The sequence below is a fragment of the Microbacterium sp. CJ77 genome (assembly GCF_002911615.1).
Lineage (GTDB): Bacteria > Actinomycetota > Actinomycetes > Actinomycetales > Microbacteriaceae > Microbacterium.
Map to the genome: position 1 here is coordinate 249,327 of NZ_PQBR01000006.1, position 22,193 is coordinate 271,519.

A 22,193-nucleotide genomic window follows, 5' to 3' on the forward strand; every position below is an offset into this window, starting at 1 on the left:
CAGCCACGCCGTAGGCTGGGGGCGTGACCGCCGCCCTCTACCGCCGCTATCGACCCGAGACGTTCGGGCAGATGATCGGTCAGGCGCAGGTCACCGAACCCCTGATGACGGCCCTGCGCAACGATCGGGTGGGTCACGCGTACCTGTTCTCGGGGCCGCGTGGTTGCGGTAAGACGACCTCGGCGCGGGTTCTCGCGCGCTGCCTCAACTGCGCCGAGGGCCCGACCGATACGCCGTGCGGTGTCTGCCCGAGCTGTGTCGAACTGTCCCGTGCGGGTGGGGGATCGCTCGATGTCGTCGAGATCGACGCGGCATCCCACAACGGCGTCGACGACGCCCGCGACCTGCGCGAGCGGGCGATCTTCGCCCCGGCCCGCGACCGCTTCAAGATCTTCATCCTCGACGAGGCTCACATGGTCACGCAGCAGGGCTTCAACGCGCTGCTCAAGCTCGTCGAAGAGCCGCCGGACCACGTCAAGTTCATCTTCGCGACGACCGAGCCCGACAAGGTGCTCGGCACGATCCGGTCGCGCACCCACCACTATCCTTTCCGGCTCGTGCCCCCCGGGCCGATGCTCGAGTACGTCCAGGAGCTCGCGACCCAAGAGGGCGTGCAGGTCGAGCCCGGGGTGCTTCCCCTCGTTGTCCGCGCGGGCGGGGGATCGCCCCGAGACACCCTCTCGCTGCTCGATCAGCTGATCGCCGGGTCGGACATCTCCGCCGACTCGGGTTCCGCGACCGTCCGGTACGAGCGAGCCGTTTCGCTGCTCGGGTACACGCACGCCGAGCTTCTCGATGAGGTCGTCGAGGCACTGGCCGATCCCGATCCCGCCGCGGCGTTCGGCGCCGTCGACCGCGTCGTGCAGACCGGCCAAGATCCGCGCCGCTTCGTCGACGACCTGCTCGAGCGCCTGCGCGATCTGATCGTCGTCGAGGCGACGGGCCCCGCGGCATCCGCTGTGCTGCGGGGTGTTCCGGTCGACGAACTCGAACGCATGGGGCGCCAGGCCGGCATCTTCGGCGGCGAACGCCTGTCCCGGGTCGCCGATCTCGTCAGTCGCACCCTCGACGACATGACCGGTGCGACGTCGCCGCGGCTTCAGCTCGAGCTGATGATCGCGCGGGTGCTCGCGTCCGAGGCGCCCGCGGCCGAGTCGGCGCACGCACCGGTCGGTTCGAGTGCGGCGCCGGTGAAGACACCGGTCGCTGCGGCTCCGGCGAAGCCGGCGGCCGAGCCCGCTCCCGTTGCGGTCGCTCCCGTGGCCGCGCCGACGCCGCAACCCGCGCCGACGCCGCCACCCGCGCCGACCGCACCGGAGCCGGCGCCGACCGCACCGGAGCCGGCGCGTGCCCGTCCGACCGGTCCTGTCACGGCCGCCATGTTGCGCGACACCTGGCCCGAGGTGCTCTCGACGCTCGAAGACATCAGCCGCACGTCGTGGCTCGTGGCGAGCAACGCCCGCGTTCACGCGTACGAGGGTGACGTGCTCACGGTGACGTTCCAGAGTCAGAGCGACGTTCAGAAGTTCCGTCAGCGCGGCGTCGCCGCGAGTGCCAGCGAAGATCTCCGGACGGCGATCGATCGCGTCCTGGGCGTTCGGGTCAAGTTCCTGGCCCGACTCGACGGCACCGATCCCGCACCCCCGCCGGACGAGCCGCCACCCCCGGACGACGGTCCCCCCGATGATCTTCCGCCGGACGATCAGCCGCCCCCGGGCTGGAGCACCCGCACCCCCGGGTCGGTTCCGCGTCGGCCCGAGGCCACGGCATCCGTTTCGTCGGCCGGGCTCTCTGCCGCGCCGGTCACCGAGTGGGCTGTCGCGGCGATTCCGCGCACCGCCGATGAGCCACCGGTCGCCCTCGGCACGATGCGCGCCCCGGCGCAGCTCGCGGTCGACGACGAGCCCGAAGAGGCGGTCGCCGCACCGGCACCGGCCCGAACCGTCATGCCCGAGCGCGAGGGCCAGGTACTCGGCGCCGACGAGCCCTCGGCCGACGAGCCCGATGTCGATGTGCTCGGCCCGGGCTCCGTGCCCACCCCACCCGCGCCTGTTCGCGGGGCCGCGTCCGCCTCGGCCGGGCGCGGCAGCGATCGTTACGGTGAGGCGGTCGTCAGACAGGTTCTCGGCGCGACGTTCGTGCGCGAAGAACCCTTCGAGCAGCGCACGAGGTTCAGCTGATGTACGACGGGATCGTTCAGGACCTGATCGACGAGTTCGGGCGGCTACCGGGCATCGGGCCGAAGTCGGCGCAGCGCATCGCCTTCCACATTCTGCAGACGCCATCGTTCGATGTGAAGAGACTCGCGTCCCTGCTCGCCGATGTGCGCGAACGCGTACGTTTCTGCGAGGTCTGCGGCAACGTGTCCGAGCAGGACCGCTGCAGCATTTGTCGCGACCCCCGTCGCAACCCGCAGGTCATCTGCGTCGTGGAAGACGCGAAGGATGTCGCGGCGATCGAGCGCACGCGCGAGTTCCGCGGGCTCTATCACGTGCTCGGCGGGGCGATCAGCCCGATCGACGGCGTCGGCCCGGACGACCTGCGCGTCACCGAGCTCATGACGCGGCTCGCCGACGGTACGGTGCAGGAAGTCATCCTGGCGACGAACCCGAATCTCGAGGGCGAAGCGACGGCGACCTACCTGAGCCGCCTGTTGTTGACCCTGCAGCTCCGGGTCTCGCGCCTCGCGTCCGGACTGCCGGTCGGCGGAGATCTCGAGTACGCGGACGAGGTCACCCTGGGTCGCGCCTTCGAGGGTCGTCGTACCCTCTAGCGCAGGACCTCGACCAGGACGATCCACGAGATCATGAGGGCGACCGGGATCGCGACGATCGCGCCGATCGCCACCACGATCAGGCCAGCCGGAGCGCCGACGACGAGCAGGACGGCGCCCACCGCGTAGATAACCGCCGGGAGGAAGTTGATCGCCGAGCGCACGCCCTTGTAGCGGCTGAGGGGATTGTGGTCGGCCATGAGTGTGCGCGCCGCGTGAATCGGGAACGCGGATGACAGCAGGGCCGCAACGAGCACTGCGGCGCCGTACCAGACGAGCGTGATCCCGGGAAAGAGCGCCAGGGCGGACGCCGTGATCGCGAGCACGAGTGTCGCGATCCCCGCGCCGAGACGTGCGGTGAGCGAGCGTTCTTTCACGATCTCGGCGATGTTGACGCTCGCCGCGACGATCACGAGGCCCGCGAGGGCGGCTGCGGCCCCGAGGATCCCGAGGCTGAACTCGTTCCAGCCCATCTCATCCAGAGTCATGCCCGCACCATAGCGTGCATGGGCATCGCGGCATATGGGGGTTCCGTAGAATGGTGCTCGGCGTTTCCGCCGCTCACCCCTGGAGAATCATCGTGGCGCTGATCGTGCAGAAGTACGGCGGCTCGTCGGTCGCAGATGCCGAGAGCATCAAGCGCGTCGCCAAACGCATCGTCGATGCGCGGCGCGCGGGCGACGACGTCGTCGTCGCCGTGAGCGCCATGGGCGACACGACCGACGAACTGCTCGACCTCGCCTCGCAGGTGGCGCCGATTCCCGCGCCGCGCGAACTCGACATGCTGCTCTCGAGCGGTGAACGCATCTCGATGGCCCTGCTGGCCATGGCGATCCACTCGATGGGCTTCGAGGCGCGGTCGTTCACGGGCAGCCAGGCCGGCATGATCACGGATGCCACGCACGGCGCCGCACGCATCGTCGATGTGACCCCGGTTCGTCTCCGCGAGGCACTGGACGAGGGTGCGATCGTCATCGTCGCCGGGTTCCAGGGCTTCAACCGCGACACCCGCGACATCACGACCCTCGGTCGCGGGGGATCGGACACCACCGCCGTCGCCCTCGCCGCGGCGCTGAAGGCCGACGTGTGCGAGATCTACAGCGACGTCGACGGCATCTTCACGGCCGACCCGCGCATCGTTCCCCGTGCACGCAAGCTCAACACCGTCACGACGGAGGAGATGCTCGAACTTGCGGCCAACGGCGCGAAGGTGCTGTACATCCGCGCCGTCGAGTACGCCCGCAGGCACGGCGTCCTCATCCACGCACGATCGACGTTCTCATCTTCCGAGGGCACCTATGTGCTCGACGAGACGCGCCATGCGGCGCTGCAGCAGCAAGGAGATGGCATGGAAGAACCCATCGTCGCGGGAGTCGCGACCGACCTCGGCCAGGCCAAGATCACGGTCATCGGCGTTCCCGATGTGCCCGGCAAGGCCGCCGAGATCTTCAAGATCGTCGCCAAGTCCGGCGCGAACGTCGACATGATCGTGCAGAACGTCTCGGCCGCCGCAACGGGTCGCGCCGACATCTCGTTCACGCTGCCCAAGGCCGATGCGCCGCTGGCCCTCAAGGCGCTGTCGGGCGAGCAGGGCTCGGTCGGGTTCGAGAGCCTCGTGCACGACGACCAGATCGGCAAGCTCTCGGTCGTCGGCGCGGGCATGCGCACCCACTCGGGTGTCTCGGCCACGCTGTTCGAGGCGCTGAGCGTGCTCGGGGTCAACATCGAGATGATCTCGACCTCCGAGATCCGCATCTCCGTCGTCGTCCGCGCCGACGATCTCGCCGAGGCGGCGCGCGTCGTGCACAGCGCGTACGGGCTCGACGGCGAGACCGAGGCCACGGTCCACGCCGGCACGGGTCGCTGACCGTCCTCCTCTCGCACCTATGTCCCGCTTTTCGGGCTGTGTGTCCCACTTCGGCCCGTTTTGACCCCTCCAAACCGATTCAAAGTGGGACATGTCGGGGTGGGGTGGCCCGGTATTTGTCTGTCCCGGCGGCCATAGCGGTCGAAAGTGGGACATGCCGGGGAGGATGCCTCGGCAGCACCTCGGTAGAATCGTCGCAATCCACGCACTGAAGAGAGTTTCACCATGACCCGCATCTCAGATTCCGGACTCTCCGTCGCCGTCGTCGGCGCCACCGGCCAGGTGGGCACGGTGATGCTCGAGATCCTGATCGAGCGCTCGTTCCCGATTCGCGAGCTGCGACTGTTCGCCACGGCACGCTCGGCGGGCACGTCGCTCGAGTTCGGCGGGCACAGCGTCGTCGTGGAGGACGTCGCGACCGCCGACCCCGCAGGCATCGACATCGCCCTCTTCTCGGCGGGCGCGACCGGAAGCCGGGCGCACGCGCCGCGGTTCGCCGAGGCCGGGGCCGTCGTGATCGACAACTCCAGCGCCTGGCGCATGGACCCCGAGGTTCCGCTGGTCGTCAGCGAGGTCAACCCGCACGCGATCGCCGAGGCGCACAAGGGCATCATCGCGAACCCGAATTGCACCACGATGGCTGCGATGCCCGTCCTGAAGGCGCTCGACGCCGTCGCCGGGCTCGAGCGCCTCATCGTCAGCACGTACCAGGCCGTCAGCGGCTCGGGCATCGCGGGCGCCGAAGAGTTGCTCGGACAGGTCGAGGGAGTCCTCGCCCAGGGCGACACGCTGCGACTCGTGCGCGATGGTTCGGCCGTCGACTTCCCCCAGCCGGAGAAGTACATCGCCCCGATCGCCTTCGACGTGATCCCGTTCGCCGGCAACCTGGTCGACGACGGCGACAACGAGACGGACGAAGAGAAGAAGCTTCGCAACGAGAGCCGCAAGATCCTCGAACTGCCCGGCCTGCGCGTCTCGGGTACCTGTGTCCGGGTTCCCGTCTTCACGGGACACTCGCTCAGCATCAACGTCGAGTTCGCGAACGAGATCACACCGGCTCGCGCGCGTGAGGTGCTTTCGGATGCCCCCGGTGTGCAGCTCGAAGAGGTTCCGACGCCCCTCCAGGCCGCGGGCAAGGACCCGAGCTTCGTGGGACGCATCCGTGCCGACCAGTCCGCGCCCGAGGGCCGCGGGCTCGCGCTCTTCATCAGCAACGACAACCTGCGCAAGGGCGCAGCCCTCAACGCGGTGCAGATCGCCGAGCTGGTCGCGGCCGGTCTGACCGTCGACGCGTGAGCGTCGACGCCCGAGGTTTGTCGGGCGCGTAAGAACGCGGGAGTTTTCGCTCACAGCGACGCCCGCACGTCCGACCATCCCGAACCGCAGAACTAGACTTGTCCGGTGAGCGAAACAGTCGACGTCGTGCTCATCGGTGGCGGCATCATGAGCGCCACCCTTGGGACCCTCCTGCATCAACTCGAGCCCGACTGGAAGATCGTCCTGCTGGAACGGCTCCCCGATGTTGCGCTCGAGAGTTCCAACGCCTGGAACAACGCGGGCACCGGCCACGCAGCCCTCTGCGAGCTCAACTACATGCCGCAGGCGCCGGACGGTTCGGTCGACGCAGCCAAGGCGGTCTCGATCAACGAGCAGTTCCAGCAGAGTCGGCAGTTCTGGGCGAACCTCGTCCAGCGCGGCGTGCTGAGCGAGCCCAAGACGTTCATCAACGCCACACCCCACATGACGTTCGTGCGCGGCGAGAAGGATGTCGAGTACCTGCGTCGTCGTTACGAGGCTCTGAAGACCCAGCCGTTGTTCGCGGGCATCGAGTACAGCGAGGACTCCCGCGTGATCAATCAGTGGGCGCCGCTCCTGATGCAGAAGCGCCTGAAGAGCGATGAGCCGTTCGCCGCGACGCGCGTTCCGGCCGGCACGGATGTGGACTTCGGTGCTCTCACGCGCCAGCTGATCGATCACCTGCGTGACGATGGGGTCGAGGTCATCACCGATCGCGAGGTCCGCAAACTGAAGCGGCAGAAGGACGGGTCGTGGCTCGTCAAGACCCGCAATCTTCTCGGCCGTACGCCTGGCGAGCTCAACGCGAAGTTCGTCTTCGTGGGCGCGGGCGGATGGGCGCTCAAGCTTCTGCAGCGCTCGGGCATCCCCGAGATCTCGGGGTACGGTGTCTTCCCGATCGGCGGACAGTGGCTCAAGACGTCCAACCCCGCCCTCATCGCCCAGCACCGGGCCAAGGTCTACTCGCAGGCATCCGTCGGCGCACCGCCCATGTCGGTGCCGCACCTCGACACGCGTGTCGTCGACGGTGAAGCATCGCTGATGTTCGGCCCGTTCGCGACGTTCAGCCCGAAGTTCCTCAAGAACGGTTCGGTGTTCGATCTGGTGACCCAGATCCGGCCGGGCAACCTGCTGCCGATGCTGAAGGTCGCCGTCGACAACCCCGGGCTCCTCAAGTACCTCATCGCCGAACTGCTGAAGAATCACGCACGGAAGATGGACTCGTTGCGCGAGTTCGTCCCGACGGCGAAGGACGAGGACTGGCAGCTGCTCAACGCGGGCCAGCGCGCCCAGGTCATGAAGAAGGATCCGAAGAAGATCGGCGTCCTGCAGTTCGGCACCGAGGTCGTTGCGGCGAAGGATGGCTCGATCGCCGGCCTGCTCGGAGCGTCCCCCGGTGCGTCGACGGCCGTATCGATCATGCTCGGCCTGCTGCAGACGTGTTTTCCCGACCGGATCGAGGGGTGGAAGCCGGAGCTGCGCGAGCTGATCCCGAGCTACGGCGAGACGCTCAACACCCAGCCCGATGTCGCCCGGGCGACGATCGAAGAGACCGCGGCGGCCCTCGCCATCACGGCCGCCTGACCCGGCCCCGCTTTTCCGTAGACTCTGCGCGTGGCAAAACTGTACTTCCGCTATGGCGCGATGAACTCCGGAAAGTCGACCGCGCTCCTGCAGGCGGCGTACAACTACGAGGAGCGCGGCCAGCGTGTGCTGCTCGCCAAACCCGCGATCGACACGAAAGCGGACGACCAGATCGCCTCACGCCTCGGCGTCTCGCGAACCGTCGACTTCCTGATCGAACCCGAGGCCGACGCGGGGGCGCTGTTCCGCGAACAGCGCGAGCGCTCGCGCGCCGCGTCGGGCGTGGATGTCTCGTGCCTCCTGATCGACGAGGCACAGTTCCTGACTCCCCGGCAGGTCGACGACCTGTTCCGGATTGCGATCCACGACGACATTCCCGTTCTCGCATACGGCATCCGATCCGATTTTCTCACGGCGGCCTTTCCCGGCTCGCGCCGTCTGCTCGAGATCGCGCACACTCTCGAAGAGCTGAAGACCATCTGCCGGTGTGGCCGTAAAGCGGTCTTCAATGGGCGCGTCATCGACCGACGGTTCGTCTTCGACGGCGACCAGGTCGCGATCGATGAGGCGGGACAGCCGTCGGATCATGTCGTGACGTACGAATCGCTGTGCGGTGCCTGCTACCTGGAAGAGTCCGGCGACCGCCTCGGCCGTTGACCGGACGGGGAGGGCTCGCCGCCCGGTTTAGGCTGAGAGCATGCGTGTTCTTCTCGCCGGCGGTGCCGGTTACATCGGTGCCCATACGGCCGTCGCCCTGCTCGATGGCGGCCACGAGGTGGTCTTGCTGGACGATCTGTCGGGAACCCACGCCGAGGCAGCCGCGCGCATCGAGAAGATCACGGGCCGCCCCGCGCCGCTCGTGATCGGGGACGCCGCTGACGACGCGATCGTCGAGCGCACCTTCGACGAGTTCGGGCCGTTCGACGCGATTCTCCAGTTCGCGGCGCACAAGGCGGTCGGCGAATCGACGCAGAAGCCGCTGCAGTATTACGCGAACAACCTCGGTACCACGTTCGCGCTCCTGCGTGTGGGGCTGGCCCGAGGCATCCGTTCGTTCGTGTTCTCCAGCACCGGCACCGTCTACTCCGACCCGGCAGATCTGCCGTTCCGCGAGACGTCGCGCACGAGCATCGACCTGTCCAACCCGTACTCGAAATCGAAGCGAATGAACGAGGTCGTGCTCGAGGACGTGGCCCGCGTGAATCCCGAACTCGACGTGACGGTGCTGCGCTACTTCAACCCCGTCGGTGCGCACGAGAGCGGACTGATCGGCGAGGACCCGGCGGGTATTCCCAACAACCTGATGCCGTACGTATCGCGTGTCGCGATCGGTTCGCTGGAGCGGATCGGCGTCTTCGGGGACGACTACGACACTCCCGACGGCACGGGCCTGCGCGACTACATCCACGTCGTCGACCTGGCAGAGGGGCACGTCGCGGCACTGGAGCAGGCCAAGCCCGGGTACGCGGTCTACAACCTGGGCACGGGTGAGCCGGTCAGCGTGTTCGGCCTCATCGCCGCGTTCGAGAAGGCCGTCGGGCACGAGCTGCCGAAACAGATCCTCGACCGCAGGCCCGGGGATGTCGCGGCAACCTATTGCGACCCCGCCAAAGCGGCCGAAGAACTCGGGTGGACGACGCGGTTGTCCATCGACGACGCCTGCCGCGACTACTGGCGCTGGCAGCAGCAGAACCCCCGAGGCTACGCCTCCTGACCCCCGAGGGCTACGGCTCCTGAGGTTCTACGCCGGGCGCGGAGACTTCTCTTCTGCGCGCCTGCGCGGGGGAAGGGGCACCAGCATCGATGTCGTCCGCTGGTACTCGGCGTAGGCCGGGTACTTCGCCGACGAGATCGACTCGGTGAAGATCGTCGAGCCGATGAACAGCACGGTCAGCAGGACCGCGCCGATGATCGTCCAGTTGATGGCGCCGCCCCAGAAGCCGAGCCCCGACGTCACGGCCGCGGTCGCCCCCAGCGCATAGAACGCCCACCACTGGGTCTGTTCGAAGAAGAAGTTGGGGTGTCGGCTGAGGCGGAACAGCCCCGCGGTGACGAAGCCCTCCCCGAAATGGCCGCCCGCGCGCGCCTTGGCGCGATGGAAGTTCCACTGCTGCTGGTCCGCCACGGTCTCGCCCAGCAGCAGCACGAGGAAGAGGATCGCGAACACCGCATCCCACACGCCGAGGGGGGCGTCGTGCTGCCACGCGATCTGGGCGGGCAACGTGATGAGAACGAGAAGGGCGTTCTGGTACAGGACGATGAAGAACAGATTGAACAGCTGGAACTGCCACGGCGTCATGCGTGCGCGCAGGATCGCCCAGCGATAGTCCTCCATCCCGGTGTACCCGCCCTTTCGGGCGAAATTGAAGGTCAGCCGGGCACCCCACGCGGTGACGAGCACCCCCATGATCACCAGGCGTGTGGCATCCTTCCCTTCGGCCAGGGCTGCCCCCGCGAAGATCCAGACGTAGGCGATCGGAACGATCGACCAGATCCGGTCGACCCACGAGGTGTCCTTCGTGATCAACGACAGGATCCAGCACGCGGCGCTGACGACGGCGGCGACGATGACTACGAGGGTGAGCGGTTCCACGCCGTCAGCATAGCTCTGGCGGGCGGTCGCGCTCGGTAGCGCGGGCGTGGAGCCGGATCAGATGCGCGGTGGCAGAGTCGGAAGAAGGGCGTCGAGGTACGCGACGGTTTCTTCCCACCCCTCGACCGCATGGCACGGTACACCCAGCGCGAGCACGGGGTAGTCGTTGCCATCGGGGTCGAGTCGATCGCCGACGAACAGCATCTCGTCGAGCGGGATGCCGGTGTGCTCCGCGAGCCGCGTCATGCCGTAGGCCTTGTCGATGCCGCGATGTGTGATGTCGACCGAGGTGGATCCTCCCGACCGCACCTCGAGGTCGGGAATGCGCGCCGCGACGGCATCCCGCAGGGCAGACTTGCGCGATCCGGTCGGATCCCACGCCACCTTCGCCTCGAGCGGTGCTCGCTGGCCGAGGGCCGAGAAGGTGATCTGCGAACCCCGGTCCTCGAGGATGTCGCCCCACGGCTCGGCTTCCCACAGCCCGAGTCGGCGCGCCTCTTCCTCGACGGCCCTGAGCGCGCGCGTCTTCTCGTCATCGGTCAGCGAGTGGGCGTAGATCGTGTCGATCTGACCGCTCGCGTCGAACCGGTAGTACTGCGTGCCGCACGTGGGCATGAGGTGCACGTGCGCCAGGGAGACGGGGGAAGCATCCGGGAGTCGCTCGACGACCTGGGTGCGGAACTGCCCGAGCTGACCGCCCGAGATGATCGCGACCTCGACGCGCTCCGCGAGGGCGAGCAGGTGTGCGCCGATCGCGTCCGGAATCGGGCTCTTCGAGGGCGCGAGCGTGTCGTCCAGGTCGAAGGCGACGAGCCGGATCTTCGGCGTCCCCGTGGGAGGGGGCGTCGCAGTGGCGTTGGTCATCGTGCTCCAGCTTCGGATCGGGGAGGGAACGAAGAAGGAGGGCCGCTGTTGGCGACCCTCCTTCGTCTGTCGGGGTGACAGGATTTGAACCTGCGGCCTCGTCGTCCCGAACGACGCGCGCTACCAAGCTGCGCCACACCCCGTGGCAACCCTCCGAGTCTACCCGAACTCGTCGGCCGACCAGAACAGCGTCATGCGCGAGCGACGAGCGTCAGCAGGGTCGCCTCGGGGCGGCAGGCGAACCGGACCGGCGCATAGATCGAATGGCCGAGGCCCGCGCTGACGTTGAGCGGAACCGTCCGTCCGCGGCGCGTCCATGCCGAGAGACCCCGCGATTGCTTCAGGGGGATATCGCAGTTGGCCACGAGCGCACCGAAGCCCGGGAGGCGGACCTGACCCCCGTGGGTGTGACCGGCGAAGATCGCGTCGGCTCCCGCATCCGTGAAGGTATCGAGGACGCGCCGGTAGGGGGCATGCGCCACACCGACCGTCAGCGCGGCCGGTGCCTCGTCGTTCCCGTGCAGGCTCGCGACCATCGTCGGCACCAGATCGAGCCGATCGTCGTCGTGATGTGCGTCGCCGACCCCGAAACCAGCTATCCGCATCCCCGCGAGATCGATCGAACCGGCCGCGTTGTTCAGGTTCGTCCAACCGAGGTGCTCGGTGAAGTAGTTCTCCATCGCACCGACATCGAGTCGCGGGGCAGCGCGACGCTTCCGTGACGGGCCGAGGAAGTAGCGCAACGGATTGCGCGGGGTCGGGGCGTGCATGTCGTTCGAACCGTGGACGAAGAAGCCGGGCGTCCCGCGGAATCCGGCGAACGCCGCGCGCACGCCGCGTAGCCCGTCGACGTGTCCCATGTTGTCGCCGGTGTTGACGATCAGGTCGGGGCGGAGCGACGCGAGCGAGGCGATCCACGCCTGCTTGCGGCGCTGCCACGGCGCCATGTGGACGTCGGAGATGTGCAGCACCCGGAGCGGTGCGGCACCCGCGGGCAGGATCGCGAACTCGGCGCGCCGCAGCGTGAAAAGGTAGCGCTCGATGCCGACACCCCACACCGCCGCAGCGGCGCCGATGGCGCCCGCGGCCGCCAGGGCGCGCAGGCCCTGGCGGGATCGCGAGGTCACGAGCAGTTGTCGCGCTCGTACGTGATCGCCAGTTGGGCGTTGCGGTTCACGATCGAGCCGGCGCCCGGGTTGACCGAGGTGACGACGCCCGGCCCGGTTGCTCCGGGCTTCACGACGCAGGTCTCGGACGGGTCGCGTCCGAACGACCCGCGAATGGCATTGACGGCGTCTGGGCGGCTCATGCCCACGACGTTCGGGACGGCGAGCCCCTGCCCGTTGCTCGGCGAAAGGGTGACCGTCGTTCCACCGCTGACGCGACCGGCACCGGGATCTTGACGCTCGACGATCCCCGGGGCCTGAGTACCGTCGACCGCGTCGCCCACGTTCACCGAGAACCCGGCGTCTTCGAGGGTCTTCGTCGCCTGGTCGATCGGCTGGCCCACGACGTTCGGCAGGTCGAGCTGCACCTGGCGCGTGAGGTTGGAATCGGGCTTGGCGAAAGCGTCGCCGCCGTACTTGGCATTCGCGGCGCGCTGCATAGCCGGCCAGATCGTGTGACGCATGCGCCACAGCGAGTAACCGTTGGCCGAGTTGCGGTCGAGGCGCTGCTGCCCCTTGACGTTTCCGACCCAGACGACGGTCGTGACCTTGGTGCTGCTGCCGTCCATCCACGTGTGGAACTGCTCGTGGATGCCGGTCTTACCGAACACGGGGATACCGTCGCCCGGACGGGATGCCGCGGCGGAGCCGCCATTGATGACGCCGGCGAGCGCATAGGCTGCGGTCGACGCCACGGAACCATCCAGCACCTGATTGCAGGTGGTGTTCGGGAGGGGGAGCGGCTCGCCGTCGGAGTTGAAGACCGCGTCGATCGCCTTCGGCGGGCAGTAGAGGCCGTTGCTCGCGATGGTCGCGTACGCCGCCGCCATGTCGATGGGGGCGATGTTCTTCGAGCCCAGGATGTCGTAGGGAACGTTCACCGTGTTGTTCGGGTCGCTCTCGTTGCCGATGTACGTCTTGAATCCGTTCGCGTACTCGACGCCGAGTCGATCGGCGATCTTGTTCGTGTCGCAGACGCTGACCTTCTCGCTCATCGCGAGGAATCCGGTGTTGAGCGAGTCCGCCGTGAACTTCATCGGGGTGCCGCTGTAGCCGCCGACGCCCTCGAAGTTCTTGATCTCGCCGGAGGACACGCGCTGCGTGCCGCCGTCGCAATCGGTCAGGACGGTGAAGTTGCGCTGCCGACCGTTGATGACCTCGTTCACGGAATGCCCGTGCTCGAGCCAGTTCAGCAGGGTGAAGAGCTTGTAGGTCGATCCCGGGTTGAAGCCGTTGGATCCACCGTTGACGTACCGCGTGTTGTAGTTGATGGACGTATACGCCGCGTCAGCCGCCGACTGGTCCGCATCCTGCGTGTACTTGCGGTTCTGCACCATCGACAGCACGCGCCCTGTGCCCACCTCGAGCTGGACGCCGGTCGACCCGAGGTCGAGATTCGGGTGCGTGGCCGGCACGATCGAGATGGCCTTCTCTGCCGCGAACTGCAGGTCGAGGTCGAGCGTCGTGTAGATCTTCAGCCCACCGCGGCGCAGAGCCGCGCTCCGCTCCTCGGGTGTCTGGCCGAAGGCGACATCGTTCAGGACGATCGTCCGGACGTAATCGCAGAAGTATGCGGCGCCGCCCGCCTGCTGGCAGCCCTGTTCCGTCGGGTTGATCGCGGGCGTGATGACCTCGGCCTTGGCCGCGTCGTACTGCTCCTGCGTGATCTTGCCTTCCGCGAGCATGCGGCCGAGCACGTAGTTGCGGCGATCCGTCGTCACCGCGTAGCCGTCCGCCGCTCCGTTGGTCTCGCGCTCGGGTCGGTCGATGCGGTAGGTGTTCGGGTTCTGCACCATGCCCGCGAGCGTCGCGGCCTGCGACAGCGTCAGGTCCGAGGCGTTGACGCTGAAGTAGTACTGCGCGGCCGCGCCGATGCCGTACGTCGTGCCGCCGAAGTTGGCGATGTTGAGGTATCCGAGCAGAACGTCGTTCTTCGAGTAGCGCTGCTCCAGGGCGATCGCGTAGCGCATCTCCTGCAGCTTGCGCTGGTAGCCCTCGACTCCGGACGCGGTGGTCGCGTCCGTCCAGCAGGCCGCCAGCTCCTCCTGGGTGGGTGCTTCCTTCTCGCACTTCTGCACGAGGACGTTCTTGACGTACTGCTGGCTGATGGAGGATCCACCCTGTGTGACCCCACCCTGGACGTTGCTCAGGAGCGCACGGGTCGTGCCGATGATGTCGACGCCGCCGTGCTCGTAGTACCGGGGGTCTTCGCTCGAGAGGATCGCGTCGAACATGACGGGATTGATCTGCTCCCAGGTGACCGGCAGTCGGTTCTGGTCGTAGAACCGGGCCAGCAGAACGTCGCTGCCGTCGCTCTGCTTGGCGTAGATCTCGCTCTGCTGCATCAGATCGTCGATCTCGAGATAGCTCGGCATGTTGTCGAACATCGTGATCGCGCTCGATGCCGCTGCACCCGATACGGCGATCGCCGGCGTGACGGTTGCGGTCACCAAGAGACCAGCGACTGCGCTCAGGCCCACGAGGCCGGCGATCCCGCCGAGCACGCCCGTAGCCGTCCGATTCTTATCAGGCATAGGGTTGATCGTAAGGGAGATACCTGAGCGATGCCCGAAACGAGCGCGCGTGGCTCCCGGGCGTCCACCACCTCGATCGCGGGAGAGCGATGACCACCTGGGAATACCTGACCACGCCGCTGCTCATCCACAACACGGCGGCGATCCTCAACAACTGGGGCAAGCAGGGCTGGGAGCTCGTCCAGGTCGTCTCGGGTCCGGAGGGCCGTCTCGTCGCCTATCTCAAGCGCCCCGTCGGCGGCTCGGATGCCTCCGGCAACGCCGGTCTCGCAGCCGCTGCCGAAGCATCCCGCCAATTCGAAGGACAGTGATCGTATGACCGTCTCCGCCCGCCTCGTCGAACTCGGCATCGACCTGCCCGACGTCGTGCCCCCGCTCGCGGCGTACGTGCCCGCGAAGGTGCACGGTGATCTCGTCTTCACGGCCGGCCAGCTCCCGCTCGTCTCGGGAGAGCTTCCCGCCGCAGGCAAGGTCGGCGACGGTCACGGGCTCGTCCCCGCCGCCGATGCGAAAGCGTACGCCCGTCAGTGCGCGCTCAACGCGATCGCGGCCGCCGCCGCTGCGGCCGGTGGGGTCGACAAACTCACCGGCGTGGTGAAGGTGACCGGGTTCGTCGCATCCGTGCCCGATTTCCTCGGCCAGCCCGGTGTCGTCAACGGCGCGAGCGAGGTTCTCGGCGAGATATTCGGCGATGCGGGACGCCACGCCCGCTCGGCGGTCGGGGTTCCCGTCCTGCCCCTCGACAGCCCGGTCGAGGTCGAGGTCATCTTCTCGCTGGCCTGACCCGCTCGGGTCGGTCGGTTCACGCGGTGAAGCGGGCGAGGAATGCCCGCGTGCGGGCCTCGCGCGGTGCGCCGAGGACTTCCGCGGGCGTGCCTTGTTCGAGCACGCGTCCCTCATCGAGGAACAGCACGCGGTGGGCGACGTCGCGGGCGAACGCCATCTCGTGCGTCGCCATGAGGATGGTGGTCCCGTCCTCGGCGAGGGCGCGGACCAGCTCGAGCACCTCGCCGACGAGCTCGGGGTCGAGCGCCGAGGTGATCTCGTCGAGCAACAGCACCTCCGGGTCGGTCGCGATGGCGCGCGCGATCGCGACGCGCTGCTGCTGACCCCCCGAGAGGCGGTCGGGATGCTCGCGAGCCTTGTCGGCGAGTCCGACGCGTTCGAGGATCGCGCGACCCCGGGCCTCGGCATCGGCTCGCTTCTCCCGCCGCGCGACGCGCGACGCGAGCGTGACGTTGTCGAGCACCGAGAGGTGCGGGAAGAGATTGAAGCCCTGGAAGACGAATCCGAGCCGTGAGCGCACACGGTTCGCGTCGACGCGCGGGTCCGAGATGTCGTCGCCGGCGAGCAGGATGCGGCCGTCGTCGATCGGCTCGAGCAGATCGAGGCAGCGCAGGAGGGTCGACTTGCCGGATCCGCTCGCCCCGATAACGGCGACGACCTCGTGCTTCGCCAGATCGAGCGAAACGCCCCGCAGCACATCCTTCTTCTGGGATCCCTCGCCGAAGGACTTCCACAGGTCGGTCGCCGACAGCAGCGCGGTCACAGGAGCACCCTGCTCATAGCAGTACCCCGCTCTGTTCGCGGGCGCGCAGCCGTGCCGCGTACCAGTCGGTGAGTCGGATCGTGGGGATCGCGAGCAGGATGAACAGGATGCCGGCCACGATGTACGGCGTGAAGTTATAGGTCTGCGCGCCCTCGATCTTGGCGGCGAGCACGGCGTCCGTCGCGCCGAGGATCGAGATGAGCCCGACGTCCTTCTGCATCGCGACGAAGTCGTTCATGAGCGGCGGCGTGATCCGGCGGAAGGCCTGGGGGAGCACGACGCGGCGGAGCGTCTGCCCGTAGCCGAGCCCGAGCGCACGCGCCGCCAAACGCTGCGACGGATGCACCGACTCGATTCCGGCCCGGATGACCTCGGACACGTAGGCGGAGTAGGTGAGTGTCACCGCGAGCGTGCCGAGATAGATCACGGGGATGCGCTCGTTGACGAGCGTCGGAATGCCGAAACCGACCAGGTACAGCACGATGATGAACGGCAGGCCGCGGAAGATATCGGTGTACGCGGCGGCGAGGGCACGCAGCGGCACGAAGACCGGGCCCGGCAGGGTGCGCAGCAACGCGATGGCGATGGCGACGATCAGCACGGTGATGAGCGACAGGCCCAGCACCTGCAGATTCAGCAGGAATCCCGCCCACACCGCGGGGAGGGCCTGCCAGGCGATGGTCGGATCGAAGAACGCCCGCTGCACCCCGGCCCACCCGGGCGTGTTGATGACCGTCGCCCAGACGATGATCGCGAACACGATCGACGAGGCGATCGCGACCAGCACCGAACGGCGCGACTGGCGTGCGCGAAAGGCTCTGCGCTCGAGTTCGAGCTCGCTGGGGGAGTGGGCGCTCACGTCTCGACGGTATCGGAGGTGGAGCGACGGATGCCGCGGGGATTCATCGCGGCGCGCTCAGTTCGGCGGGGTCACTGCAGCGCACTCACTGCAGGAGGGTGACGCCCTGGCCCGCGCCGAGCCATTCGTCCGTGATCGCAGCGAGCGTTCCGTCCTCACGCAGCTCGTCGATCGCGGCCGAGACCTGGTCGGTCAGGGGCGAGTCCTTCGAGAGCACGACGCCCCACTCGTCCGGGATGCCTCCGGCCGGGAGCTCTCCGACGATGAACGAGTCCTCGATGTACATCGCGGTCGCGAGATAGGCCGTCGGCAGGTCGATCACGAAGGCGTCGATCTGCCCGGCGTTCAGGGCGGCCACGACATCTTCGTTCGATCCGAACAGCTGCGGTGCGGTCGTGGGCTGCACGACCTCGTCGAGCGTCTGCGCGCTGGTGGATCCGGCCATGGCACCGATCACCAGGTCTTTGAGTCCGTCGATCGAGTCGATGCCGTCCGCCGCACCACCCGTGACGGCGACGATCGCCTGGCTGGCCGAGTAGTAGGGCGACGAGAAGTCCACGGCCTGCTTGCGCTCGTCGGTGATCGTGTACTGCTGGATGTTGAAGTCGAAGTTCTTCGGACCCGGGGCGATCGCGGCTTCGAAGCTCGTGCGCACCCACTCGACGTCCTCGGCCTCGAAGCCGAGCTTGTCGGCGATGGCGTAGGCGATGGCGGCCTCGAATCCCTCACCGGACGCCGGGTCGTCGTCGATCACGTAGGGGTAGTAGGCGATGTCGCCCGTCGCGATGGTCAGCTTGCCCGGCGTCACGTATCCGGCATCCGGCTCAGCGGATGCATCCGTCCCCGCGGTTCCGCTCGCGCAGCCCGCGAGGGCGAACGCGGCAACCGTGATTCCGGCGGCGAGGGTGAGCAGGCGGGAGCGCGACATGATGCCTCCAAGGCGAGAAGATGTGCCCGGATGCTGTGGGCAGGTGCCCCTCTATTGTTGCGGCAGCCGGACAGGCCGGGCGCACGCAGCGTCGAATTGTTACACCGAGTCCACATTCGCTCGCGCATCCGTGGGCCCATGAACGAAGTGGGCACGGGTGTAGGTTGCGGGGATGGGGCCGATCCGAGTGGGGCTCGTGGCCGATCCGGCCTCGCCCACCGACCTCGCGCGCCGGATGACCGACCTCGTGCCCCCGGCCGGCGCTGCCGCAGACGGCTGGGACATCGAGCTCTTGAGCTCGCCCTTCACACTGGGTTCTGAGGATGTCGATACAGCATTGGCACGGCTGCGGAGGCATGCCGACCAGAACGCGTGGGATCTCGTCATCGGTGTGACCGAGCTTCCGCTTCGCGACGACGACGGACGCTATCTGCTCGCCGCCACCGATGCTCGGCGACAGGCGGCTGTACTCTCGCTCCCCGCGCTCGGCGGGTTCCGTGTGACCTCCCGCGCTCGCGCCGCGGTGCGAGGACTCGTCGACGGCATGGCCGAGCCCACCACGTCCGAGGAGCAGCGTTTGCCTCTGCCCGGCCTGAGTGCTCGCGGGCGGGTGCTCTTGGGCATGGTGCTCGCCAACCGCCCATGGCTGCTTGCGGCAGGCCTGAAGTCCGCACTGGTTGCAGCCCTCGCCACCGGTGCGGTGGCCACCATCGAACCGACGGTGTGGTTGCTCGCGGCCTCCCTGTCAGGGTGGCGGCTTGCTGTGGCGACCATCGCCTCCATCGCGATCGTCATCGCTTGGATCGTGATCGACGGCAAACTGTGGGACCGCCCCGATGACGACTCCGCCGCCGCTCGAGAACGGTCCCGTCTCTACAACACCTCGACGCTGCTGACCCTCACGGTCGGAGTCGTCATCTGCTATCTGGCGCTCTACGTCGTGAACCTGGCCTGGGCGATGTTCGTCCTCGACCCGGATGTGATGGGCGATTCCTTCGGCGCATCGCCCGGGTACGGCGATCTGTTCGTGCTCACCTGGTTCGTCGCATCGGCTGCGACTCTCGGCGGAGCACTCGGCACGGGCCTGGAGTCGGACGAGGCCATCCGCGCCGCGGCGTACTCGAAACGCGAAGAGCAGCGGCGCGCCAGTCTGGCGGACGATCGAACGTGAGACGCCGAGATCGGCCGCCCGCTTCGTGTTCTCGTGACCCGACCCGGTGGCGAGTCCGGCATCCTGACGGGCGTTGACCGCGTCTTGCACCGCACGTAGGGTCAGAGCCATGGAGCCACAACGGCGGGGCTCCCCGTGAGCGACCAGCTCACGGGAATTCCGGGTATCGGTGAAGTCGACCCGGGGGTTCACATCTGCGCGCTCTTCTCCGGGCCGGTCGAGAGGGACCGTCTTCTCGTGCAGTTCATGCAGGAGGGACTGAGCCAAGGCGATCGATGCGTCTGTCTGATCGATGACCTCGAGCCGGCGCGAACGCGGCGGACAGACGGGGCGGCGGGCCTCGACGACATGCGGCGAACCGGGCAGCTCGACCTGCACGTCGCGCCAGATTCTTACCTCCGCGCCGGTGCGATGTCGCCCCGCCAGCGGATCGCGCGCCTCGTCGCCCACGTGGAGCCCTCCGCCGCGAAGCGCCCGCCGCTGCTGAGGGCGGCCGGGCAGATGTCGCACGCCTCGACCGAGTCCGACGCGAGGGAGTTCTTCGTCTACGAGTCGGCCGTCATCCTCATCCTCGCCGAGTTGCCCGCCGTGTTCCTCTGCCTGTACGACATGCGGCGGATGGGAGTCGGGATACTCGCGGATGTCCTGAAGGTCCACTCCCGCGTCCTGGTCGATGGTGCCGTCCTGCACAACCCCCATTGCGTCGCGCCGCACGAGTGCCCGGAAGCCGCGGCCGGCACCGGTCTCGCGGTCGTCGGTGACCCGTGGCGGTCCCTCACCGACGCCGAGATCCGAATCGCCGAGCTCGTGGGCGCGGGAAAGTCGAACCGGGCGGCAGCGGCAGAGCTGATGGTGTCGCCGCACACCGTGGACGCACACCTCAAGCACGTCTATCAGAAGCTCGGCATCCACTCGCGGACCGAACTTGCGCTCCTGTCGTTCCGCCACGACTCCTCTGCCGCCTGACCCGCGCGCGGCTCCGACGGCCCGACTCCGTCCGCACGCCGCAGCCGTGCAGGCATACCCGTTTACGGGATGCCGCGGGCTGCGTGCAGCGAAAGCATGGCGGAAGGGAGCATCCAGCGAAGGAGCGTGTCATGGGCAGGTGCGTGGGTATCGATCTGGGAACGACGAACTCGGTGATCGGGGCCATGGAGGGCAGTCAGCCTCAGGTCATCCCGAACGCCGAAGGCAACAGGACCACCCCCTCGGTGGTCGCGTTCCTCGAGAACGGCGAGCGACTCGTCGGCCAGATGGCGAGACGCCAGGCGATTCTGAATCCCGAGGGCACGATCTACTCGGCCAAGCGCTTCGTCGGACGCAAGTACGACGAGGTGCAGAGCGAGGTCAACGCCGTGTCGTACGAGGTCGTCCCCGGCCCGGATGGCGCGGTCCGGTTCTCGGTGCGCGGAAAGCTCTACGCGCCCGAGGAGATCTCGGCACAGGTGCTGCGCAAGCTGGCGGACGACGCGGGCAAGGCGCTCGGCGAGCGCGTCACGGAAGCGGTCATCACGGTGCCCGCGCACTTCAACGACGCCCAGCGGCAGGCCACGAAGGATGCGGGCAAGATCGCAGGGCTCGACGTCCTCCGCATCATCAACGAGCCCACCGCCGCGGCTCTCGCGTACGGGATGGACAAGCTCGCGAACGAGACCATCCTCGTGTTCGACCTCGGCGGCGGGACTTTCGATGTCAGCCTCCTCACCGTCGGTGAGGGCGTCGTGGAGGTTCGATCGACGGCGGGCGACACCCACCTGGGCGGCGACGACTTCGACCGGCGCATCGTGGACTACCTCGCCGACGAGTTCCAGAAGGACGTCGGCATCGACCTGCGGCAGGACCCGCAGGCCCTGCAGCGTCTGTTCGAGGCGGCCGAGAAGGCCAAGGTCGAGCTGTCGGCCCTCACCCAGACCGCGGTGAGCCTTCCGTTCGTCACCGCGGATGCCTCGGGTCCGAAGCACCTGAACGTCAACCTCATGCGCTCGACGTTCGACCAGCTGACGGCGGATCTCGTCGAACGCTGCATGGGACCCGTCCAGCAGGCGTTGGGGGACGCGAGGGTTACCGCGGACGACATCGATGAGGTCATCCTCGTCGGCGGTTCCACCCGGATCCCCGCGGTGCAGAACCTCGTGCGACGCATGACGGGTGGCAAGGATCCCAACATGACCGTCAACCCGGACGAGGTCGTCGCACTCGGCGCCGCGGTCCAGGCGGCGATCATCAAGGGAGATCTGACGGACGTCCTGCTCCTAGACGTCACGCCGCTCTCATTGGGGTTGGAGACGCAGGGAGGCGTGATGACGAAGGTCATCGAGCGCAACACCACCATCCCGGCCCGTCGTACCGAGGTCTTCAGTACCGCGGAGGACGACCAGCAGGCGGTGGACGTGGTCGTCCTGCAGGGCGAGCGGGAGCGGGCCAGCGACAACCGGGCCCTCGCTCGGTTCCGGCTGGAAGACATCCGGCCGGCGCCCCGGGGCGAGCCCCAGGTCGAGGTCACGTTCGACATCGACGCCAACGGAATCCTGCACGTGTCGGCGAAGGACAAGGACACGGGCGCCGAGCAGCAGGTCACGATCAGCGAGAGCTCGACCTTGACGCCAGAGGACATCGACAGGATGGTGTCGGATGCGGAGACGAACCGCAGCGCGGACGCCCAGCTCCGCGAGTCCGTCGATGCGCGCAACGAGCTCGACTCGGTGGCGTACCGGGTGGGGCGCGAGCTCGGCGAGGCCGGCGACGCGGTCGCTCAACACGATCGCGCCCGGGCGGAGATGCTGTTGAGCGACGCTCGGGCCGCTCTCGAGGACGAGCAGACCCCGATCGATCGGCTCCGGTCGCTCACGGGCGAGCTGCACCAGATGGCACAGGGCCTGCGCACCTCCGTCGGCAGCCAGTCCGGCGCCGAGGCCGCCGGTGCCTCCGGCGGAACCCGGGGCGACACCGGGGCGGGCGATGACGCGGACGACGTGATCGACGCCGAGTTCACGGCGCACTGAGCGCGAT

Annotated in this window: 20 protein-coding genes and 1 tRNA gene; 12 read left to right on the forward strand and 9 right to left on the reverse strand. The window is 68.0% G+C overall.

The window, feature by feature from the left end:
* The first annotated feature begins 23 nt into the window (after nucleotides 1-23).
* Both C2868_RS01915 and recR read left to right on the forward strand, forming a co-directional pair.
* On the forward strand, nucleotides 24-2,180 hold the full coding sequence (locus C2868_RS01915; protein ID WP_100811837.1) for a DNA polymerase III subunit gamma and tau: 2,157 nt from the start codon (nucleotides 24-26) through the stop codon (nucleotides 2,178-2,180).
* A complete protein-coding gene (recR, locus tag C2868_RS01920; RefSeq protein ID WP_100811836.1) occupies nucleotides 2,180-2,773 on the forward strand; it encodes a recombination mediator RecR in 594 nt (197 codons plus the stop codon). Before C2868_RS01915 ends, recR begins: the two co-directional genes overlap by 1 nt.
* Here recR and C2868_RS01925 read toward each other — a convergent pair.
* On the reverse strand, nucleotides 2,770-3,261 hold the full coding sequence (locus C2868_RS01925) for a hypothetical protein (RefSeq protein ID WP_100811835.1): 492 nt from the start codon (nucleotides 3,259-3,261) through the stop codon (nucleotides 2,770-2,772). The two genes, recR and C2868_RS01925, sit on opposite strands and share 4 nt — an antisense overlap.
* 92 nt (nucleotides 3,262-3,353) lie before the next feature.
* Here C2868_RS01925 and C2868_RS01930 point away from each other — a divergent pair, with 92 nt between their 5' ends.
* The 5 genes from C2868_RS01930 to galE all read left to right on the forward strand — a co-directional run bounded on the left by C2868_RS01930 (nucleotide 3,354) and on the right by galE (nucleotide 9,234).
* A complete protein-coding gene (locus C2868_RS01930; protein ID WP_100811950.1) occupies nucleotides 3,354-4,640 on the forward strand; it encodes an aspartate kinase in 1,287 nt (428 codons plus the stop codon).
* Nucleotides 4,641-4,865: 225 nt separating this feature from the next.
* Nucleotides 4,866-5,936 carry an aspartate-semialdehyde dehydrogenase gene (locus tag C2868_RS01935; RefSeq protein WP_103662807.1) on the forward strand — a complete coding sequence of 357 codons (1,071 nt, stop codon included), beginning with the start codon at nucleotides 4,866-4,868 and terminating at the stop codon, nucleotides 5,934-5,936.
* Nucleotides 5,937-6,041: 105 nt separating this feature from the next.
* Complete coding sequence (locus C2868_RS01940; RefSeq protein WP_103662808.1) at nucleotides 6,042-7,520, forward strand: malate:quinone oxidoreductase; 1,479 nt, start codon at nucleotides 6,042-6,044, stop codon at nucleotides 7,518-7,520.
* A gap of 30 nt (nucleotides 7,521-7,550) precedes the next feature.
* A complete protein-coding gene (locus C2868_RS01945) occupies nucleotides 7,551-8,177 on the forward strand; it encodes a thymidine kinase (protein WP_103662809.1) in 627 nt (208 codons plus the stop codon).
* Nucleotides 8,178-8,217: 40 nt separating this feature from the next.
* Entirely contained in the window at nucleotides 8,218-9,234 is a 1,017-nt protein-coding gene (galE, locus tag C2868_RS01950) for a UDP-glucose 4-epimerase GalE (protein WP_103662810.1), read from the forward strand.
* Between the two features lie 27 nt (nucleotides 9,235-9,261).
* Here galE and C2868_RS01955 read toward each other — a convergent pair whose 3' ends face one another.
* The 5 genes from C2868_RS01955 to C2868_RS01975 form a co-directional block, all read right to left on the reverse strand.
* Nucleotides 9,262-10,113, reverse strand: a complete 852-nt coding sequence (locus C2868_RS01955) for a DUF1295 domain-containing protein (protein ID WP_103662811.1) — start codon at nucleotides 10,111-10,113, stop codon at nucleotides 9,262-9,264.
* A 57-nt stretch (nucleotides 10,114-10,170) separates the two neighbouring features.
* Nucleotides 10,171-10,977, reverse strand: a complete 807-nt coding sequence (locus tag C2868_RS01960) for an HAD-IIB family hydrolase (RefSeq protein WP_103662812.1) — start codon at nucleotides 10,975-10,977, stop codon at nucleotides 10,171-10,173.
* A 69-nt stretch (nucleotides 10,978-11,046) separates the two neighbouring features.
* Nucleotides 11,047-11,120 (reverse strand) — tRNA-Pro (locus tag C2868_RS01965).
* A gap of 48 nt (nucleotides 11,121-11,168) precedes the next feature.
* On the reverse strand, nucleotides 11,169-12,104 hold the full coding sequence (locus C2868_RS01970) for a metallophosphoesterase (protein WP_103662813.1): 936 nt from the start codon (nucleotides 12,102-12,104) through the stop codon (nucleotides 11,169-11,171).
* On the reverse strand, nucleotides 12,101-14,677 hold the full coding sequence (locus C2868_RS01975; protein WP_103662814.1) for a transglycosylase domain-containing protein: 2,577 nt from the start codon (nucleotides 14,675-14,677) through the stop codon (nucleotides 12,101-12,103). Before C2868_RS01975 ends, C2868_RS01970 begins: the two co-directional genes overlap by 4 nt.
* Before the next feature lie 89 nt (nucleotides 14,678-14,766).
* On the opposite strand from C2868_RS01975, the gene C2868_RS01980 reads away from it, so the two are divergent.
* Both C2868_RS01980 and C2868_RS01985 read left to right on the forward strand, forming a co-directional pair.
* On the forward strand, nucleotides 14,767-14,988 hold the full coding sequence (locus C2868_RS01980) for a hypothetical protein (protein ID WP_103662815.1): 222 nt from the start codon (nucleotides 14,767-14,769) through the stop codon (nucleotides 14,986-14,988).
* Between the two features lie 4 nt (nucleotides 14,989-14,992).
* Complete coding sequence (locus C2868_RS01985; RefSeq protein ID WP_103662816.1) at nucleotides 14,993-15,460, forward strand: RidA family protein; 468 nt, start codon at nucleotides 14,993-14,995, stop codon at nucleotides 15,458-15,460.
* A 19-nt stretch (nucleotides 15,461-15,479) separates the two neighbouring features.
* Here the strand turns inward: C2868_RS01985 and C2868_RS01990 are convergent, their stop codons facing one another.
* The 3 genes from C2868_RS01990 to C2868_RS02000 all read right to left on the reverse strand — a co-directional run bounded on the left by C2868_RS01990 (nucleotide 15,480) and on the right by C2868_RS02000 (nucleotide 18,013).
* Nucleotides 15,480-16,226 carry an amino acid ABC transporter ATP-binding protein gene (locus C2868_RS01990; RefSeq protein ID WP_103662817.1) on the reverse strand — a complete coding sequence of 249 codons (747 nt, stop codon included), beginning with the start codon at nucleotides 16,224-16,226 and terminating at the stop codon, nucleotides 15,480-15,482.
* Between the two features lie 13 nt (nucleotides 16,227-16,239).
* Nucleotides 16,240-17,085 (reverse strand): amino acid ABC transporter permease, encoded by an 846-nt coding sequence (locus tag C2868_RS01995; protein ID WP_103662818.1) that lies wholly within the window; start codon nucleotides 17,083-17,085, stop codon nucleotides 16,240-16,242.
* An 85-nt stretch (nucleotides 17,086-17,170) separates the two neighbouring features.
* Complete coding sequence (locus C2868_RS02000) at nucleotides 17,171-18,013, reverse strand: ABC transporter substrate-binding protein (RefSeq protein ID WP_103662819.1); 843 nt, start codon at nucleotides 18,011-18,013, stop codon at nucleotides 17,171-17,173.
* A gap of 172 nt (nucleotides 18,014-18,185) precedes the next feature.
* On the opposite strand from C2868_RS02000, the gene C2868_RS02005 reads away from it, so the two are divergent.
* The 3 genes from C2868_RS02005 (at nucleotide 18,186) to dnaK (ending at nucleotide 22,186) form a co-directional block, all read left to right on the forward strand.
* Nucleotides 18,186-19,184 (forward strand): hypothetical protein, encoded by a 999-nt coding sequence (locus C2868_RS02005; protein ID WP_181003317.1) that lies wholly within the window; start codon nucleotides 18,186-18,188, stop codon nucleotides 19,182-19,184.
* A gap of 135 nt (nucleotides 19,185-19,319) precedes the next feature.
* Nucleotides 19,320-20,150: an MEDS domain-containing protein gene (locus C2868_RS02010; protein WP_103662820.1), complete on the forward strand. Its 831-nt coding sequence runs from the start codon at nucleotides 19,320-19,322 to the stop codon at nucleotides 20,148-20,150.
* Nucleotides 20,151-20,281: 131 nt separating this feature from the next.
* Nucleotides 20,282-22,186 (forward strand): molecular chaperone DnaK, encoded by a 1,905-nt coding sequence (gene dnaK / locus C2868_RS02015; RefSeq protein WP_103662821.1) that lies wholly within the window; start codon nucleotides 20,282-20,284, stop codon nucleotides 22,184-22,186.
* The last annotated feature ends 7 nt before the right edge of the window (nucleotides 22,187-22,193 follow it).

Bases quoted from the DNA above. Each gene is read 5' to 3' on its own strand.
- C2868_RS01960 (WP_103662812.1), bottom strand. From the start codon at position 10,977: ATGACCAACGCCACTGCGACGCCCCCTCCCACGGGGACGCCGAAGATC.
- C2868_RS01935 (WP_103662807.1), top strand. From the start codon at position 4,866: ATGACCCGCATCTCAGATTCCGGACTCTCCGTCGCCGTCGTCGGCGCC.
- recR (WP_100811836.1), top strand. From the start codon at position 2,180: ATGTACGACGGGATCGTTCAGGACCTGATCGACGAGTTCGGGCGGCTA.
- galE (WP_103662810.1), top strand. From the start codon at position 8,218: ATGCGTGTTCTTCTCGCCGGCGGTGCCGGTTACATCGGTGCCCATACG.
- C2868_RS02005 (WP_181003317.1), top strand. From the start codon at position 18,186: ATGGGGCCGATCCGAGTGGGGCTCGTGGCCGATCCGGCCTCGCCCACC.
- C2868_RS02000 (WP_103662819.1), bottom strand. From the start codon at position 18,013: ATGTCGCGCTCCCGCCTGCTCACCCTCGCCGCCGGAATCACGGTTGCC.
- C2868_RS01980 (WP_103662815.1), top strand. From the start codon at position 14,767: ATGACCACCTGGGAATACCTGACCACGCCGCTGCTCATCCACAACACG.
- C2868_RS01975 (WP_103662814.1), bottom strand. From the start codon at position 14,677: ATGCCTGATAAGAATCGGACGGCTACGGGCGTGCTCGGCGGGATCGCC.
- C2868_RS01985 (WP_103662816.1), top strand. From the start codon at position 14,993: ATGACCGTCTCCGCCCGCCTCGTCGAACTCGGCATCGACCTGCCCGAC.
- C2868_RS01925 (WP_100811835.1), bottom strand. From the start codon at position 3,261: ATGACTCTGGATGAGATGGGCTGGAACGAGTTCAGCCTCGGGATCCTC.
- dnaK (WP_103662821.1), top strand. From the start codon at position 20,282: ATGGGCAGGTGCGTGGGTATCGATCTGGGAACGACGAACTCGGTGATC.